The sequence below is a fragment of the Paenibacillus faecis genome, from assembly GCF_008084145.1.
GTDB classification, from domain to species: Bacteria; Bacillota; Bacilli; order Paenibacillales; family Paenibacillaceae; genus Fontibacillus; species Fontibacillus faecis.
The window spans coordinates 576,980-594,898 of record NZ_VSDO01000002.1; the positions used below are offsets into that span (position 1 = coordinate 576,980).

Here is a 17,919-nt window from a genome sequence, read left to right on the forward strand (position 1 = left end):
GATAATCCGCTCTCTGACAAGAAAGTTCAGCCGCTGTCTTGTCAGCAACAAAAACCGAGAGGGTGCTTCGCATGATTTACGCCCTAATCAAAGACTCTATCCAGTCTTTATCAACAATATATATTATAGGACCCCGGCGAGTATTGTCAAGCGGTGGATTTTGTTTAAATATAAAGGATTTTGACGATAGGCCTTTGGGCCTAATAATACTTTGAAAATGAAGCAAATTATAATGCAAAACGGCTACGAAGATAGTAAAATGAACATATAAACAAGGAACTGAACAAATATTACTATGATATTCGTGTAATTCTAAAAGGCAGAGTGAGACGGCTTCGTTTAAATTATCTCGCTGCGGGGCTGGGAGCGGCGAAAAGGAGCTTTTACATGACAAAACAAACTAGAGACGACTCGATGCAAGCGTTCATGCCAACACCAATCTACACTCTGCCGAGTTGGAATCCCGAGGAAGATCAGGATCCGATCAACTGGCTCAGATTGATGGATATTACGTCTCATGACTATCCATATATTATTGCATTGCTCGAGAATACCTGCCGTAATTGGGCCCCCCAGCTGCCCTCGACGCTGGCTTCTTACCGGGCGGAATGGTTTGTTACGGATTCGGCCGGGGAGTTCGTAAAATCCGGAGAGGATTCCCCGCCGCCTGAAACGGAGCGGACGTTCGTCGAGATGACCCGTCGCTGTCTCAAGGAGAATCAGGTGGTCATTTCCCGCTTTCCGGGAGGCTTCTGTGTGGCGGCCCCCGTACTGACCAGGCATACGGCCGAGCTGTTCGCCGTGCTGGGATGTACGATTCGCGGCCCGGAGACAGCGGCGGATTTCGCCGAAAGCTGGGTCGTGATGGCGGCCCAGTTTTTCAAAACCTGCTTCTATAAGGAATTTGAAGCGATGTTTATCTCCGACCTGCTGCACGTTCAAAAGCTGGCCAAACGGGAAGAATATCGCCGGTCGATTTTGTTCCAGGTCATTCAAGAACTGCACGATAAGAAAGACGTGGATTCCGTATTAACCGAGGTGTTCGGGCGAATCGCCGGCTTGTTTCCGGAAGCCGATGTGGAATTGCTGATGTCCCAGGATTACTTGAGTCGGGATCCACGGGTTAAATCCCTGCAACTGCAGGAGGCGCGGGATAGCATCTGCGCGCGGGCCTTCATGGAGGGCGTGCCCCTCCGTTCCGGGAATGGGGGAGGCGACGGCGAAGATTGCCTGGAAATCGCGGTCCCGCTTGTGGGAAAACAAGGGGTTTATGGCGTTTTTCATTTGGTTATGCCTCCCGGGGATGTCGAAGAGGTGGATCTGCAATTGGTCAGCATGCTCGCGGATACCGCGGGATCCGCTTTTGAGAGCGCCAAGCTGTATGAGCAGTCGAACCTTCTGGTCAGTGAGCTCCGGCTTATAAACGAATTGACGAAGCGCCTGAATCAGAGCTTGCGGCTGAAGGAAGTTTTCAAGTTCGCCACCGAGGAGCTCCTTTCCATTTTCCGGGCCGAATTTTGCTGCATCACGCAGTTGGACAAGGAAGGCGAAGTTTTTGAAGTGATGGCGTCGAATGTCCCGGCCCTGTCCAAAGCGTTTTTTTCCAAGGATTACGGCTTCAGCGGACTTGTACTGAACACAAGGGAGCCGGTGATTTTATCCGATTACAAGGCCTACGGAAAGGTAAGCTCCAAGCTGATGGATGAAACCGACTCCCGGTCGTTGATCGTAGCTCCGCTGATCGTGCGGGGCGAGGGGATGGGGGCGATTATGCTGGCCCATCGGGCGGAACGCTTTTTCTCCTACGAGAACTACAGGCTATTGCAGGTGCTGTCCTCTCACATCGGTCTTGCGATAGCCAATGCGTCCCTGCATGCCGAAGTGCAGCGAATGGCCAATCACGATATGCTTACCGGCCTGTACGCCCGGCACTATCTGGATGACCGGATCCAGAGTTTCCAGAAGCGGGACGAAGGCGGCTCCCTCATCATCGTCGACATCGATCTGTTTAAGCAAGTCAATGATACGTACGGCCATCAGATTGGGGATAAAATCCTGAAACAGGTTTGTTCGATCATTCTGCGTACGGTGCGCAAAACGGACATCGCCGCCCGCTGGGGGGGCGAAGAGTTGGCTATTTATTTGCCGGGGGCGGACATTCATAGCGGCTACCAGATCGCCGAGGCGATTCGCCTTCAGGTAGCGGCGGAGTGCGAACCCCGGGTCACCGTCTCTTGCGGGATTGCGGAATGGAACCAGGAGAGCGATAAAATCAGCGTCGAATCGCTTTTTTATCTGGCGGATATGGCGCTTTACAAAGCGAAGAAGAACGGCCGGAATCAAACGCAGATCGGCCTTAGCCCCGAGGGGGAACGATGACCAATTGGCAAGAACGTCTTGGTGGACGTTCTTTTTGTTTGGGGCTTTAGCCAGTTGAGCTGGTGAAGCGTGCGAAACCACCTGCTATGCGGGGGGTATAGTGATGCTTATAGTCAAAAACCACCTGATGGGGTCGGTTATCATAATCACATCCAAAGAGGGCGCCTGTGTGCTTCCAGGCTTCGAACTCCAAAAAGATGCAAATCTGCAGGTGTTTTAGGCCGATTCCCGGGGGAATGCGAAAAAAGATGCAAATCTGCAGGCATTTCCAGCGATTTTAGAGAAACGAGCCGGTTTCGTCGAAAATTCATGCAGATTTGCAGGTATTTAGAAATTTTGAGTCCAAACAGGAAAAAAGCATGCAGATATGCAGGAATTTTATGTTATCAAGGTTGTTTGACGAGGTACTAGGGGTTTAGTAAATAATCGCACCCCTTCAGAGATAGGCAAAAGCGGTAACGGCGCATGTAGCTTGAACGTAGTGAAAGCAAGCGCCTTTAGACGCGAGCCGGTAATAAAGGCTTATAGCCTTAGAGCAAACCACCCGTTCACACGGGTGGTTTTGATTTGCGCATAGTTTCCAACGGGCGGGAAAGGATACTGCGTAAATACGTTTTCCGGATCATCCTAGTTGCCGGAAGTAGAGGGGCGCAAGAATGAAATGAAATCCGCATACTATAGTTTCATGTCTCTGCTGTTTGCCGTTCTTCTGTTGGTCTCCTGCAGCCTTCGCGACAATAAGACGCCGGAGCAATGGTACCGGGTCACCTGGTCGGGGCTCGCCGGATGCGACTCGCTTACGTTCCGGGGCGAGGCGGCTTTGTTTAGCGGGGCTGAAGGCAAGCTTACGGAATCATTCGCTTATTCGGGTCAGCTGGACGATCATCACCGTCTGCGAATGGCCACGGTTCTTCCCGTTCCGGCGGAGGGAACAGGCCGGCTGCCGAGGACCGCGGAGTCCAAGGCGAAGGCCTATCAAGTTAACTTGCTGTGGAAAAGCGGGAACTGGAGTCTGGAAGCGAACGAGGGGGATGCCGTCCTCCAGGGACTCGCCCGGTTGAACCCGCTGGATCAGTTGGAGGGGATTCGGACCGCGCGGAAAGTGATGAGTTCGGATAAAGGAGCGGCCCGGGGAACCAAGGTGCTTAGGATCGAGCTTGACCCGGATGAGGCCAAAGCCCGCCTGAAGGCAAAGTTAACGGAGGAGATGGAGGCGGTGAAGAACGGCTGGAAGACGCGTTTGCAGCAGGTTGAAGCGCCCCGCCGCCCCCGGATGGAGGCCGAACTGAACGAGGCCTGGTCGGACAGCAAAGAACGCTTGTTGACGATGCTCGACCAATCCGAAGCCAAGGTGGTTTACCACCTGACCATCGACCGTCACAACGGGCTGCCGACCCGGTTGACGTCGGAAACCGAATTGGTGTACCCGAACAGACTGGGGCTTAAAGTAAAGGAGGCCCTGTTGACGGACAACCGGTTTGAAAACTACCGCTAATCCCCCGGAGGCTGACTTCGCGCAAACACCGTGCTACAATAGGTAAGAAGAATTAACCATTGTTCAACACATTGCAGGATCCATATGATGAATCCGCAGGGCTTTATGGGAGCCCGTTATTTTGAGGAGGCTGAAGCTGTAATGAGAGATCCAAGAATCCAGAAGCTGGCGCAGAATTTGGTAGGTTATTCGGTAGACGTGCAGCCAGGGGAAAAGGTACTGGTGGAAATGATCGGAGAAGAACGCGATCTGCTTAAGGCGGTTATCGAGGAGATCGGCAAGAAGGGCGGGCATGCGTTTGTCGAGCTCACGGACAAAGCCGTTCAGCGCACGCAACTGAAATACGCCACCGAAGAAGGCATGAAAATATGGGCGGAGTATGATTTGGCCCGGATGAAAATGATGGATTGTTACATCGGTATCCGCGCCGGCTCCAACGTGAACGACCTTTCCGATGTGCCGGAAGACAAGATGAAGATGTACAATGCCCTGTATTCCCATCCCGTACATAGTGAGCAGCGGGTCAAGCATACGAAATGGGTCGTACTCCGCTATCCGAACGCCAGCATGGCTCAACTGGCCAACGTCAGCACGGAAGCTTTTGAGGATTTCTATTTCGACGTGTGCAATCTCGATTATGCCAAAATGGACAAAGCCCAGGACCCGCTTGCCGAATTGATGAGAAACACGGACAAAGTCCGCATCACCGGACCGGGCACGGATTTGACTTTCTCCATTAAAGGAATCGGGGCGGAAAAATGCTCCGGGCAGAAAAACATTCCGGATGGCGAGGTTTACACCGCGCCGGTACGGGATTCCGTCAACGGGACGATCAGTTACAACGCGGCTACCCTGTATAACGGAGTTACGTTCGAGAACATCAAGTTCCGTTTCGAAAACGGCAAGATCGTGGAGGCCACGAGCAACGATACGGAGCGGCTGAACGAGATTCTCGATTCGGACGAAGGCGCCAGATACATCGGTGAGTTCGCTATCGGCTTTAATCCCTACATCCTGCATCCGATGAAGGATATCCTTTTTGACGAGAAGATTGCGGGCAGCCTGCATTTCACCCCGGGCCAAGCCTATGACGACACGGATAACGGAAACCGCTCGTCGATCCACTGGGATCTCGTGCTGATTCAACGTCCCGAGTACGGTGGCGGAGAAATTTATTTTGACGACCGCCTGATTCGTAAAGACGGCATCTTCGTGCTTCCGGAACTGGAAGCTTTGAATCCGGAGAACCTCAAATAAGGAGAAAATCCCTTGCCTGGAAAGCGGATTCAATGTATCATGATAATATGTTTATCTCAAAGTTGACACGGAGGGATCGCTATGGCCACAAATAATCAAGCAGTTGTGGAAATCGCCCAAACGGCGGGGAAATTCACTTCTTCGATCGTATTGCAGGCGGACAACAAGTATATCGACGTTAAGAGTATTCTAGGTCTTTTCACAACCCTGGTGAATACCAAGAGCTATGAACTGCATGTTCACGGGCCGGACGCGGATGAAGCCAAGAAGGCGGTATCGGAAGTATTCGCGAAGCACGGTTTGGACGTGAAGGTAGTGGCCGAGTAAGCGGGTCCAAGAAGCATATCTGCCTTTCCCTGGCAGATGTGCTTTTTTATTTGTCCACAGGCTTGACCGGCAAAGCTTTCCGGGACGGCGATTATTTGGCGAGGTTCTTGTATTGGCCCCCGATTTCGTCTAATATTAAGAATATGAATGTGTGGAGACTTGGAGGACATAGGGGGGATGAACATGACTTCATCTGATTTGCAGGAGCAATTGAATCTTAAAGCGCTGAATCTTCTGAAAGAAGATGCCGATAAAATAGAAAAGCTGATCGAAGTGCAGATGGAGAATCTGGCTACACGTTACTGCCCTCTCTATGAGGAAGTATTGGATACCCAGATGTACGGTTTCTCCAGACAAGTCGATTATGCGGTACGCGTCGGACTCGTTCAGGAAACGGTAGGCAAGCAGATCCTGAGCAAGCTGGAGCGGAATCTGGCTACGCTTTACGAAGCGATGAACAATAAGCAGCAGTAGCCATAGCCTTTATACAGCGGTTATATTACAAAGCGCATGACCCTCCAGAGGGCCATGCGCTTTTTTTTTTGATATCTTGATCAGACGAGGAAGAAAGAAACGCCGAGAATCAGGTAAACGGCCAGCAGAAGAAAACCTTCGTACCAGTTGGTCTGACCGTCCTGTGTAATCGATTTGGCGATAAAAACGGATACCCCGATGGCCGCAAGCTCGATCACCGTGAACACGATATCCATCGGTTTGCCGAACAAATGGCTGACGAAGATGAGGACCGGCGCGACAAAAAGGGCGATCTGCAAACTGCTGCCGACGGCGATTTCGACCGCGGCTCCGATTTTGTTTTTCATCGCCAGCATAATCGCCGCGCTGTGTTCCGCGGCGTTCCCCACGATGGCAACGACGAAGGCCCCGACGAAGAGCTCGCTGAGCCCGAAGCGGGAAGTGAGCGTATCCAGCGTATGTACCAGCCATTCACTAACGAGAGCGACCATGACGGTGGCAACGACCAAGTAGAGAATCGACTTTTTCTTGGACCAGGCGGGCTCGTGTTCGTGAGGGAGTTCCTGATCCCCGCCTTCCGTCACATCGGCCAAGTAGTTTTTATGCGTGATCATGGAGAACACCAGCCACAGCAGATAAGCCACGATCAGAATTCCGGCCACGACAAGGCTGAGCGAGTTCCGGTCTTCCTCATGGAGCACATGCGTGTTCAGGAATATGGCCGGTACGAACAACGCGATGATGGCGACAATCATCAAAGAGCCGTTCATTCCGGCTAACGTGACGTTGTATTTCTGTACCTTGAACTTTAATCCGCCCGCAAACAGGCTAAGTCCGAGGACAAGCAGCAGGTTCCCGATAATCGATCCGGTGATGCTGGCCTTGACCATATCAAAAAGGCCTTCCTTCACGAGCAAAATCGCGATAATCAGTTCGGCCGCGTTGCCGAAGGTGGCATTCAGAAACCCGCCCAGCCGCTGCCCGGCGTAATGGGCGACGCTCTCCGTCGCTTTTCCCAGGAATCCCGCGACAAAAATAACCGCAATCGCGGCGATAAAGAACTCCAAGGTGGCGGGCCAGTGGGCGTAGTGACCGATGGCGCTGAGTACGAAGAAAAGAATGAGTAAACCGGGAGACAAATATTTCTTCATTTTTACACCCCTGTTATTTAATTTTGCATTGGCAGTGAAACCGGCAGGTGTAGGGAATAACTACACTTCAAGTTCAATATAACCAATAACGTGATGATTATAAACGAAACGTGAAAATTGGTCTATATTTGCTTAATAAGAAATTAGCAATTACAATGGGTAATAATGAGGTTTGAAGGAGGAAAGACCATGACCGAGCAATTGCAACTGGATTTGGGGGTAATTCGGGTTTCTGATGATGTAGTTTCCAAAATCGCGGGAATGGCGGCCCTGGAAACCCCCGGCATTGCGGCGATGTCCGGCGGGCTGTCCGAAGGATGGGCCAAGCGGTTAAGCGGCAAAAATGTGCAAAAGGGCGTCACCGTAGAAGTCGGTCAACTGGAAGCGGCGATCGATCTGCGGATCATCGTGCTTTATGAGACTCCGATCCACGAAGTGTGCCGGATGCTGCAGCAGAATGTACGTGAAGCCGTTGAGAACATGACCGGTTTGAAAGTGGTGGAAGTGAACGTGAAGGTCGAAGGCGTGGCGTTTAAAGACGACGAGGCCTAAGCGCCCGGGCGTCCACAGTCCGATCGGCATTGTTCCTGCAAAAATCAAAAGACTCCAGGAAAGGATCCTGAAGTCTTTTTTTGCGTTCACCTGGATTCGTCAGCCTTGACGGCGTCTGCGTTGGCTCCAGTCGTAAGTGGCCGATTCTTTCATGACCACGGATTTCGTACGCTCCTGTTTGGCCGGCAGGGAGGATTGGCGGGAGATGCTCAAAACGATGCCCATCGCCACCATCATCACGAGCAGCGAGGAGCCTCCGTAACTGATGAACGGAAGCGTGACCCCCGTGACCGGAATCGTACGGGTAACGCCGCCGATGTTAACGAAAGCCTGAATCGCGATCAGGCCCATGATCCCCACCCCCATCAACGTTCCGAAGGCGCTCTGGCAGCGAAGGGACACGAGCAGACCCCTCCATATAAAGTAAATGTAAAACAACAGAAAAATCAGGGTGCCGAGAAAACCGAATTCTTCCCCGATGACGGAGAAAATAAAGTCGTTATAGGCGTTCGGAAGATAATGCAACTTCTGTATGCCTTGTCCAAATCCGGTACCGGTCACGCCGGCATGTCCGATGGCCGTCAGGGATTGAATCAGATTATATCCGGTATGCTGCGGATCCGCCCACGGATCCAGATAAGCCTGAATCCGCCCCATCTTGTAATCGCTCCCCGTGTCGGCGGTATCGCCCGGGTTGATCTTGTCCCAAAGGGCTCCGACCCCCATCACGATGCTCGCTCCCAGAACCAGCAGCGCGATGGAACCCATGATATGCTTCAGATTGGCTCCGCCCGCAAAAATAATCAGGCCCGCCGTGGCGACGAGGATCATACAGGAACCCAGGTCGGGCTGAAGCATGATCAGACCGGCCACAAAACCTACAATGACCATGACCGGTATGTAGCCTGTGCGAAGATCGCGGAATCGTTCGCCTTTCTTGGAAATCAGGGCGGACAAATACATGATGGTCGTCACCTTGGCCAATTCCGTGGGCTGAATCCCGAGCGAGCCGACGTTCAGCCAACTGCTGGCCCCGTTGATGCCGCCGGAGAACGGAACGATCATCAATAGAATAATGGCTAATATAAATACAGGGACAAACAGTTTCTTATATTTCTCATAGGGAATGTTCATCGCTATAAACATGCCGATTAGGCCTACAAAAGCAAATATGATTTGCTTTTTGGTAAAATACAACGGATCGTAGCCGAAGTTTTTGTTGACCATGGCGATGCTGGAGCTGGAGCTGAACACCATCACAATCCCGAACCCCACCATAAGCAGCGTCAGTACGAGAAGCTGAAAATCAGGGGTTCCGCGCCGGGGCTCTTCTTTGTTGTCTCTCATGAAAGCCGGGCTTAAGCCTCGAGGAGTTCCTTCAACTCTGCGAGCTTATGCGTCGCCGTCTTCATGACCAGCGCCGGAATTTCCGATTCGTATTCCAGCCCGTGTGGGAAAGTGGCCCGCCCCATGTAGACCGCTTCGATTGCCAGAATCGTGTCCGGACGCTCCAACTTGCCTTCAACCGCTCGCGTATTGATGCGAAGGTAGTATTCATCGTTGTTGTGTTCGATTTTATAGTCGTATGTAGCGCGGTAATATTCCCACTGCCAGCGAATAAAGCCAACTTTCTCGGCAGATTCGTCCAAATAGGCCAAATCGCTCTTTAGTCCATCCAAACCTGTATTTTCAACTATCATCTGTCGGAAGGCCTCCTTATAATGTTCGTAAAAAAGTCATGAGTTCTCTCCCCATGATATTATGTTTCCATCACTTGTGCAAGCACGGAAAGCCTTGTGCAAAGTGAAGTTTCCGCCTTTTCGTCCGCGGGCCGCGCATATTAAGAAGACTTGTTTTCTGTTACAATGAAATCAATGATTTCGGTAGAGAGGGAAGTGGGCGAATGGATAGGGGAGCGCTTAAGGCTTTATTTAAAGGCATGGTGGAAGACCGGCGCTATTTGCACCGGCATCCCGAACTCTCTTTTATGGAAAAAGAAACGGCGGATTACGTGCAAAAGCGGCTGGAGAAACTCGGCGTGGAGGTGACGGCCGGCGTCGGGGGATTCGGCATCATCGGGCGCGTGCGCGGCGGCCGACCCGGGAAGACGGTGGCCCTGAGAGCGGACATGGACGCGCTGCCCATTCAGGACGAGAAGGACTGCGATTACGCGTCCGGCGTTCCCGGGGTGATGCATGCCTGCGGTCATGACGGGCACACGGCCGTTCTCCTGGCCTTGGCGGAATATTATAGCGGCCGGAGGGAAGAACTGAGCGGGGAAGTGCGGCTGCTGTTCCAGCCGGCGGAGGAAGTTTGCCCTGGCGGCGCGGTGTCGATGATCGAGGCCGGCGCGCTGAACGGGGTGGACGTCATCTACGGGGTCCATCTATGGACGCCGATCCCCGCGGGCACGGCAATGAGTGCGGCGGGGCCGCTGATGGCCTCCACGGATGAGTTCTTCATCGACGTCCAAGGGAAAGGCGGGCACGGCGGGATGCCGCACAGAACGATCGACAGTGTCGTCGCGGCTTCGGCGCTGGTCCTCCAACTGCAAAGCGTGGTCAGCCGCTCGGTCGATCCCCTCAATCCGGCGGTGGTTACGGTCGGATCGATTCAAGGGGGGACCGCGCAGAACGTGATCGCCGACCGCTGCAGGTTATCGGGGACCGTCCGCTGCTTCGACGAGGACACCCGGGAGCTGATCCGGACGCGGATCCATGAACTGGCCGCAGGAACGGCCGCGGCTTATGGAGCTACGGCCAACGTCGACTATATGATGGGCTATCCCTGTCTGGTCAACCATCCCGGCGAATTTCAGCGTTTTTACGAGTCCGGAGCCCCCGATGCGGGATTAAAGCCGGCCACCTCGCCGAAGATTATGCCGGCGGAGGATTTCGCCTATTATTTGCGGCAAGTTCCGGGCTGCTTTATGCTGGTGGGGGCGGGAAACGCGGAGAAGGGGGCGGTTTATCCCCATCATCATCCGAGGTTTGATATCGATGAGGAGGCGATGCTTCACGCCGCCTTACTCATGGCGGCGATGGCCGATGCCTACTTTGCGGAGCATGCGTCCGGATCCGGCGCATAAACCGGCTCCTCCTTTGGAATTCTATTGACCGAAGGAGGGATCCAACATGAGAAAAGTGAGTGAAATTATGACCCGTAACGTCGTAACGGTGTCTCCCGAAGACAACGTTTTTGAAGTGGCGGTCAAAATGAAGGAGCATGACACCGGTTTTATTCCGGTTTGCGAACAAGGAAGCGATCGGCTGCTCGGGGTCATTACGGACCGCGACCTGGTCATCCGGGGCATCGCCGAGAAGCATCCGGGTTCGACCGCCGTCGAAAAAGTCATGACCCGCGGTCTCAGAACGGCTACGCCGGACACCTCGGTGGACGAAGCGGCCGAGCTGATGGCCGAGCAGCAAATCCGGCGGCTGCCGGTGACCGAGGGCGACCGGCTGATCGGGGTCGTTTCGATCGGCGACCTGGCCGTGCGGGGCATCTTTGCCGACAATGCCGGCGAAGCGTTGTCGGAGATATCGGAGCAGGTGCATTAGGGCAGCCGACCCCCGGTCTACGGGGAGGCGCGGGAGAAGAAGTTCGCGGCCGACCGGCTTGCGGGCTTCTTTGTTTTTTAACAGTGTGAAAGGGAGGATGCCGATGAACAGGGAAGGATCCTGCATTGTGCAGCGGGATTTGACGGTGCTGCTTGAAAAAAAACATCCCGGCTACGAATCGGCGCGGGAAAGGCTGGCCGGGTTTGCGGAACTGGTGAAGAGTCCGGCTTATTACCATACATATCGCGTTACCCCGTTGTCTTTGTGGAACGCCGCCGCGGCCGGGATGAGCGCGGAGGACATTCTGACAGAGCTGCGGCGGCTGTCCCGCTGGGAGCTGCCGGGCGGAGTGGACGAGGAGGTCCGGATGTGGGTTTCCAGATTCGGCAGCCTCAAGCTGTTCAGGGCGGAAGAGCCGGGACGCCTGGTCCTGGAATGCGTGAGCGGGGAGGAAGGCCTGATGGCCCGGCTGCTGAAGGAGAAATCCCTTGAGCCGTACAAGCTTGAGCCGGCCGGTGACTACCGCTGCTTCCTGCCCCAGGTGTGGCGCGGAGCGCTTAAACAATCCCTTGCCCATCTCGGGTACCCTGTGCTGGACGAAGTCGGGTATCATCACGGACAATCGTTGCCCATGGCCTTACGGGACGTAACGGGCGGCGGGAAACCTTTCGCCCTCCGGCCCTATCAACAAGCGGGTGTCGAAGCGTTTGCCGGGGGAGGCGACGGCGGAGGCAGCGGTGTCCTCGTTCTGCCTTGCGGCGCGGGAAAAACGGTCATCGGGCTCGCGGCGATGGCCCATTTTCAGAGTGAAACCTTGATTCTGACTTCCAACGTCACCTCGGTGCGCCAATGGATTGCGGAAATCCGGGATAAAACGACACTGCCGGAGGACGCGGTCGGCGAATACTCGGGGGAGAAGAAACAGGTTTGCCCGGTTACGGTTTCGACCTATCAGATCCTGACCCATCGCGCTAAGAAAGAAGAGGGCTTTAAGCATATGAGCCTGTTCAATCAGCGGGATTGGGGGCTGATCATTTACGACGAGGTACATTTGCTTCCCGCTCCTGTGTTCCGGGCAACCGCCGATATCCAGGCGACCCGCCGGCTTGGGTTAACCGCTACGCTCGTACGGGAGGACGGCTGCGAACGCGACGTCTTCTCGCTGATCGGGCCGAAACGTTACGAAATCCCTTGGAAGACGCTGGAGGAACGGGGGTTCATCGCGACGGTGGAATGCCGGGAAGTCCGGGTCGGCATGCCGGATGCGGTCAGAGAGCGCTATATCCGCGCGGAGGGAAAGGAGAAATACCGGATTGCGGCGGAGAACCCGCGAAAAACGGAAATGGTGCGGCGTTTGGTCAGCCGCCATGCCGGCCGGCAAATTCTAATTATCGGGCAGTATTTGAATCAACTGCGCGAAGTGGCCGAAACGCTGCGCGTTCCGCTTATTACCGGCAGTATGCCGCAGCAGGAGCGGGCAACCTGGTTCGCCCGGTTTCGCGAGGGGAAGATCCCGGTGCTTGCCGTTTCCAAGGTGGCCAACTTTGCCGTCGACTTGCCCGATGCGTCCGTCGCGATCCAGATTTCCGGAAGCTACGGCTCCCGTCAGGAGGAGGCGCAGCGGCTCGGGAGAATACTGCGGCCCAAACAGGATGGCGGAGGCGCCTATTTTTACACCCTGGTCTCGGAGGAGACCCGGGAGCAGGATTTTGCGCTGCGGCGCCAATTGTTCCTGATCGAACAAGGTTATGAATACGCCGTTACGGGAGAACGGGGGGAGGGCGCATGATCGAAGCGATTTTCCGGCGGTTCGCCGGACTGCCGTTCAAGCTGGAGAAGCTTGATGAGGCGGCGTCCGGCCGATTGACCGGAGCCGATCTGAGAGCGGCCCTGCCGGGGCTGCTGAGAGGCGGACAACTGGCCGCCGTCAAAAAGGCTTGGGGGGAAATGCTGTACTACATCCCCGCGGAGCGGCTGCCGGAGTTATGGGGACGAACGCCATTTCCCGAGCTTACGCCTTTGGCAGCTACGGATGCCCGGCTGCAAAGAGAAGCAGGTCCCGGCCTGGCCTTGGACCTATTCCGGGCCCTGACGTGGGCCGGCCGGAACGGGCTGCCCGTTACCTCCAAGGGAACCCTTCATCAACGGTCGATCGGCAAGCTGGCGGGGCACTTGTACTTGCAGGAGAACGATATCGCCGGACTCCATCTGCGCTATCCCCACCACGACGTTTATCCCCCCCAACTGGCCGTGGTGCTCGATTTGCTGCTCTCCTTCGAGTTATTGGTGAAGGAGCGCGCAAGCTGGAGTCTGAATTCCCGGGAGCTTTCGGCCTGGCTGAGCTTGGAACAAGAGGAGATGGATGCGCTGTTGTTCCGCGAACTGCTTCACCGCTATATTCCTGATGATGTTTCCGCGCAGCACGGCGTATACAGGCTGATTCAGCCCGATCTGCGGGAAGGGACATGGTACTCGCTGCAAGACATGATCAAGTCCCTGCAATCCATAGGGATGGTCCCCGGCAGTCCGCCGGAGTTTCTCCAGGGATGGCTGGAGAACTGGCTTAAAGCCCTGGCGGGTTTCGGCTGGGTGGATTTCGGGACCGATGAGGGGGGCGAAGGCTGCTTCCGCTGGCGGAAAAAGCCGGATTTGCGACGCTTGCCGAAGAACGGACAAGCTGCGGAGGGCTCCCTGGCGGACGGAGGCCTGGATGATGGCGGGAAGTATGGACTTGGGCCGTCTTCGCCCCCTTTCATCATCGTGCAGCCGGATTTTGAGATCCTGGTGCCCCCGGACGTATCCTACCGGGTGCGCTGGGAACTTGAGGCCTTCTGCGAAAATTTGACGATGGACCGAATGTCCGTTTACCGGCTGACCCGACAGAGCGTCTCCAAAGCGGCCGAGCTGGGCCGATCCCCGGCGGAGGTACTGGAGCTGCTGGAGACTCGGGCGGAAGCGGTGCCGGACAACGTCCGCTCGGCGCTCGAGCAATGGGGCCGCGAGCTGGGCCGCACCTTGCTGGAGGAGCGGATGCTGCTGCGCTGTGCGGACGAGGAAGCGGCGGAGACGGTGGCATCCTTGCCGGCCCTTGCCGGACTTTTGGAGCGGATCGGCCCCCGCGATTTTATCGTGGAGGACGCCCAGGCCGCTAAAGTCCGCAGGGTGCTGGAGGAAGCCAGATTGGCCCCGCCCAAGTCCGGGGGGCCATCCGCTGCCGCTCCGGATTTCCCGCGGCTGGAGGAAGGAACCGGACATGCGCCTGCGGCACTGCGGGGGACGCAGCCGGAGCGGGCCTGGATATTTAACGGCCGGAATCTCCATTTCTACGAACCGTCCGAGGCGATTCCGCCATTATCGGAGCTTTTTCCGGGATATGAGGAGGTTCCGGGGATGTGGTTGAAGGAGCTGCGTTCCTATCACGGCTCAACGGCGAGAAAAGTGATGGAGCAGGCCATCGCCTGGAGGACTAAAGTAGAACTGAAAATGAACGGTTCGGTGGAGGAATTCTGTCCGCTTTTTTTGAAAGGGGACGAAAAGTGGACGGTCGTCGGACGGCTGCTGAAACCTTCCCTAAACGGAGAAGAAGTTATCCCTCCGCAAGGGGAAATCGAACTGGCGCCGGACCGCTGGGAAGCCATGCGGCTGCGGCTGCCTGAACTCTCCTAATCTACGGGGCTCCCTCTTCTTCTCGTCGCAAGATTATGGTATGATTATCTCGTCTACCGCTTTGGCGGACTACACTTGTAAGGAATCGAGATGATAATTCATGAGCGTAACGGAGATCAACACGGTCGATATGGCCGAGCTGCTGACAAACGCCTATGAATTAGGCGATTTGATAAATAAATCCGCTGCGGTTTCCGACTATTTGTACTGGAAACGCCGGGTCGAGGAGGATGCCGAAATCCAGGCCCTCGTCAAGAAATTGGCGGCCAAGAAGGAGCTGTTCGAGGAAACGCAGCGCTTCGGCCATTTTCATCCCAACTACCATGAAGCCAAGGACAAAGTAACCGAGGTGGAGCTGGAGTTGGAGCAATTTGAAGCGGTACGCCGCTTTAAAGCGGCGGAGAAGGAGTTGGACGATATTCTTCACCAAATGTCCGAGATTATCGCTTATGCCGTTTCGGACAGCATTAAGGTGCCGAGCAACGATCCGAATCCGAAGGGCGGAGGCTGCGGAAGCGGCGGAGCGTGCGGTTGCGGATAAGGCCGGCGCTGAAGACATAAGGCGCTTCATGCGGAAGAGGGGGGGAGAAATCATGTTTCCGGAACGGACCGGTTATATTATTTGGGTCAGCGACCTGAAGGCGGCAAGAAATTTGGAGAAATACGGAAGCGTTCATTACTTGTCGCGGCGGATGCATTATGTGGTTATGTACGTGAACGCGGACCGGGCGGAGGAGACGATGAAGAACGTCCGCAAACTCCCCTATGTTCGCAAAATCGAACGTTCCTACCGGAACGAAATCAAGACGGAATACAGCAAGGATGTTCCGGACAAAACCCGGTATTACGGTTTATAGTTTTACGGAAAAGGCGGCCCTCGGGCCGCTTTTTTTATGGGCATCTACGGAAAGGGAGGCGCGGGATTTTTAAAGTAAGCTGTCAGGGCCTGAATTGGTACAAATTTTTCTATCTTAAGTCTTGTCGAACCGTTGGTTATGATGTATTATGTTGGGTAATTATACTTAGTTATAAAGTCCTAGAACTCGAGGTGCGGCAAATGAGAAATACGGTTACGGAGCGGCGGGCCACTTGCGGAAGACAGCCTGTTTTATTGGGGGACAAGGCCATTGCCGACATCGTTATTACCCATCATGCCAGGTTAAGATATCAGGATCGGGTCGATCGCCGCGGTTCCGCGACGAATGAGATAGCGCGCTGGGCTTGGGGATGGCTCAAGCAAGGCAGAATGAAGCCGTATTACCGAAACGGAGAGGACGTCTACCTCGTCGATGACGATTTGGTATTTGTGGCGGAGTTTACGGAGATCCCCGGGATGTATACGGAACAGGCCAAGCCTGTATATAAAATGATTATCGTAACCTTTCTGGGCAGGATGTCGGAGACGATCGAGCTTCGCGACCTGAAATCTTACTATTCCTGGCTGCGGCATTCCCGGCGCATGACCTTGATGAAGAATACGCGCAAACGCAAATAGAATGAGCATGTTCCGACAGGGGCATGCTTTTTTTTGTGCTCTTCCTCGTGGTATTGTAGGGGGAGAAGAAGGAGTGGAACAAGGATGGCGTTGAACTATCATCAACTGCATATTTTTTATACGGTTGCGGAGCGGGGAAGCTTCTCGGCGGCGGCCCAGGCGCTTCATATGACCCAGCCGGCGGTCACGATGCAGATTCAGGCGCTGGAGGATCACTTCGGCAGCAAATTGCTGGTCCGGTCGACGAAACGGATCGAGCTGACCGAAGCGGGCCATACGCTGTTTCCTTATGCAAGGCGGAGCCTTGAATTGATGCGGGAAACCGAGCGGGCCATGTCGCGTTTTGCCTCGATGCTGAAGGGAAGGCTTCAGCTCGGAGCCAGTCTGACGATCGGCGAATATGTACTGCCCAGGCTGCTGGGGGGATTCGCGGTAAAATACCCGGATGTCTCCATCGCGCTCAAGGTAATGAACACGGCTCAAATCATGGAGGAGATCGTCGGGCATCAGCTGAATTTCGGCCTTGTCGAAGCGCCTGTGCATCATCCTGATATGGTATCGGAGCCCGTGATGGAGGATGAGCTGAAGCTGATCGTTCCGGCCGGCCATCCTCTGGCGGAGAAGGAGCGGGTCCGGTTGAGCGAGGTCATGAACTATTCCTTCGTGCTGCGGGAAAAAGGTTCGGGAACCCGGCAGGTGATGGAAGCGGAACTGGAGCGGCTGGGCATCGCGGCGGAACGGATGGAAGCGGTGATGGAGCTGGGCAGCACCGGCGCGGTGAAATCGGCGGTGGAAGCCGGCCTGGGCGTCACGATCATCTCCCCGTCCTCGGTGAAGCACGAGCAGGCGTTAGGCCTGCTGAAGGTGGTGGATATTGAGGATGCCGAGTTCAAGCGCCAATTTTATTCCATCCATTTGAAATCTACGGTACTGCCCGTCTCGGCGGTTACTTTTTTAACGTATTTGCGCGGATTCAAAAAATCGTTCTATATAAGTTGAACTAAAGAATTGGCACTAGGCAAGAGTGTGAAATGATTCTGGAGAAGCTACCAGCTTTCTGAAAGAAAGCTGGCATCAGAAGCATAAGCTAAAGCTCGCCTTTGTGACCGGATTTCTACCTTGAATAAATATAAATAAAGAAATCTGGGAGCAACAGCGATCGGAAGAACATTTCACACGGCTGCAGCCACTAGCGTTGCATTAACCGTGGGGTTCAATAGCTGTAACCGCCTCTCTTTGAGCTCTGGCCGGTGGATAAGGGTCATTTGGAGCGCTATTTTGTCGAATTTGGCTCTTTGGTGTGAAATAGAGGTCATTTGGGGCCTTATTTTAGAGAAAGTCGGGCAAAAACCGGATTTTTGGGCTCGCACCAGAGAAATAGGGTCCTTTTTAGCCGCTATTCTTCCTGAAAAAGCAAATCTGGGCGAAATAGCAGCCCAAAACGCCGCTATTATAACGGACGGCCAGAAAAAGTTGCGGCCCGCAGCACTAAGTCAGGTTTAATGTAACGTCAGTGACCCACGGCTGGAAATAAGGCCTTTTTTGACCGCTATTTTCTCGGTA

At 54.6% G+C, this 17,919-nt stretch carries 18 protein-coding genes; 15 read left to right on the top strand and 3 right to left on the bottom strand.

Annotated features, from left to right (window positions below; translation table 11 throughout):
• The first annotated feature begins 387 nt into the window (after positions 1–387).
• The 5 genes from FRY98_RS10470 (at position 388) to FRY98_RS10490 (ending at position 5,932) form a co-directional block, all read left to right on the top strand.
• The gene (locus FRY98_RS10470; RefSeq protein ID WP_148451688.1) at positions 388–2,379 is read left to right on the top strand and encodes a sensor domain-containing diguanylate cyclase; all 1,992 of its coding nucleotides are present in this window, start codon (positions 388–390) and stop codon (positions 2,377–2,379) included.
• 661 nt (positions 2,380–3,040) lie between these two features.
• Positions 3,041–3,874 carry a hypothetical protein gene (locus FRY98_RS10475; RefSeq protein ID WP_148451689.1) on the top strand — a complete coding sequence of 278 codons (834 nt, stop codon included), beginning with the start codon at positions 3,041–3,043 and terminating at the stop codon, positions 3,872–3,874.
• 141 nt (positions 3,875–4,015) lie between these two features.
• Positions 4,016–5,131 (top strand): aminopeptidase, encoded by a 1,116-nt coding sequence (locus FRY98_RS10480; protein WP_148451690.1) that lies wholly within the window; start codon positions 4,016–4,018, stop codon positions 5,129–5,131.
• An 81-nt stretch (positions 5,132–5,212) separates the two neighbouring features.
• Complete coding sequence (locus FRY98_RS10485; protein ID WP_148451691.1) at positions 5,213–5,458, top strand: HPr family phosphocarrier protein; 246 nt, start codon at positions 5,213–5,215, stop codon at positions 5,456–5,458.
• 183 nt (positions 5,459–5,641) lie between these two features.
• Positions 5,642–5,932 (top strand): Fpa/YlaN family protein, encoded by a 291-nt coding sequence (locus tag FRY98_RS10490; RefSeq protein ID WP_148451692.1) that lies wholly within the window; start codon positions 5,642–5,644, stop codon positions 5,930–5,932.
• Positions 5,933–6,012: 80 nt separating this feature from the next.
• Here the strand turns inward: FRY98_RS10490 and cax are convergent, their stop codons facing one another.
• Positions 6,013–7,083: a calcium/proton exchanger gene (gene cax / locus FRY98_RS10495; protein WP_148451693.1), complete on the bottom strand. Its 1,071-nt coding sequence runs from the start codon at positions 7,081–7,083 to the stop codon at positions 6,013–6,015.
• A 189-nt stretch (positions 7,084–7,272) separates the two neighbouring features.
• Here cax and FRY98_RS10500 point away from each other — a divergent pair, with 189 nt between their 5' ends.
• Positions 7,273–7,635 (top strand): Asp23/Gls24 family envelope stress response protein, encoded by a 363-nt coding sequence (locus FRY98_RS10500; RefSeq protein WP_148451694.1) that lies wholly within the window; start codon positions 7,273–7,275, stop codon positions 7,633–7,635.
• A gap of 99 nt (positions 7,636–7,734) precedes the next feature.
• Here the strand turns inward: FRY98_RS10500 and ftsW are convergent, their stop codons facing one another.
• Positions 7,735–8,982 (bottom strand): putative lipid II flippase FtsW, encoded by a 1,248-nt coding sequence (gene ftsW / locus FRY98_RS10505; RefSeq protein WP_148451695.1) that lies wholly within the window; start codon positions 8,980–8,982, stop codon positions 7,735–7,737.
• Positions 8,983–8,993: 11 nt separating this feature from the next.
• Positions 8,994–9,335 carry a YugN family protein gene (locus FRY98_RS10510; RefSeq protein ID WP_148451696.1) on the bottom strand — a complete coding sequence of 114 codons (342 nt, stop codon included), beginning with the start codon at positions 9,333–9,335 and terminating at the stop codon, positions 8,994–8,996.
• A gap of 203 nt (positions 9,336–9,538) precedes the next feature.
• On the opposite strand from FRY98_RS10510, the gene FRY98_RS10515 reads away from it, so the two are divergent.
• From FRY98_RS10515 to FRY98_RS10555, 9 genes are all read left to right on the top strand, one after another.
• The gene (locus FRY98_RS10515; protein WP_148451697.1) at positions 9,539–10,723 is read left to right on the top strand and encodes an amidohydrolase; all 1,185 of its coding nucleotides are present in this window, start codon (positions 9,539–9,541) and stop codon (positions 10,721–10,723) included.
• Between the two features lie 46 nt (positions 10,724–10,769).
• Positions 10,770–11,195 (top strand): CBS domain-containing protein, encoded by a 426-nt coding sequence (locus tag FRY98_RS10520; RefSeq protein WP_148451698.1) that lies wholly within the window; start codon positions 10,770–10,772, stop codon positions 11,193–11,195.
• A 103-nt stretch (positions 11,196–11,298) separates the two neighbouring features.
• Positions 11,299–12,984 carry a DNA repair helicase XPB gene (locus tag FRY98_RS10525; protein WP_148451699.1) on the top strand — a complete coding sequence of 562 codons (1,686 nt, stop codon included), beginning with the start codon at positions 11,299–11,301 and terminating at the stop codon, positions 12,982–12,984.
• Entirely contained in the window at positions 12,981–14,861 is a 1,881-nt protein-coding gene (locus FRY98_RS10530) for a helicase-associated domain-containing protein (RefSeq protein ID WP_148451700.1), read from the top strand. Before FRY98_RS10525 ends, FRY98_RS10530 begins: the two co-directional genes overlap by 4 nt.
• Before the next feature lie 100 nt (positions 14,862–14,961).
• On the top strand, positions 14,962–15,402 hold the full coding sequence (locus FRY98_RS10535; RefSeq protein ID WP_148451701.1) for a YlbF/YmcA family competence regulator: 441 nt from the start codon (positions 14,962–14,964) through the stop codon (positions 15,400–15,402).
• A gap of 52 nt (positions 15,403–15,454) precedes the next feature.
• A complete protein-coding gene (locus FRY98_RS10540; protein ID WP_148451702.1) occupies positions 15,455–15,718 on the top strand; it encodes a YlbG family protein in 264 nt (87 codons plus the stop codon).
• A 200-nt stretch (positions 15,719–15,918) separates the two neighbouring features.
• Positions 15,919–16,356: a hypothetical protein gene (locus tag FRY98_RS10545; protein ID WP_148451703.1), complete on the top strand. Its 438-nt coding sequence runs from the start codon at positions 15,919–15,921 to the stop codon at positions 16,354–16,356.
• Positions 16,357–16,440: 84 nt separating this feature from the next.
• On the top strand, positions 16,441–17,355 hold the full coding sequence (locus FRY98_RS10550; RefSeq protein WP_148451704.1) for a selenium metabolism-associated LysR family transcriptional regulator: 915 nt from the start codon (positions 16,441–16,443) through the stop codon (positions 17,353–17,355).
• 279 nt (positions 17,356–17,634) lie between these two features.
• Positions 17,635–17,859, top strand: coding sequence for a hypothetical protein (locus tag FRY98_RS10555; protein WP_148451705.1), 225 nt, complete (start codon positions 17,635–17,637; stop codon positions 17,857–17,859).
• Positions 17,860–17,919 lie beyond the last annotated feature (60 nt).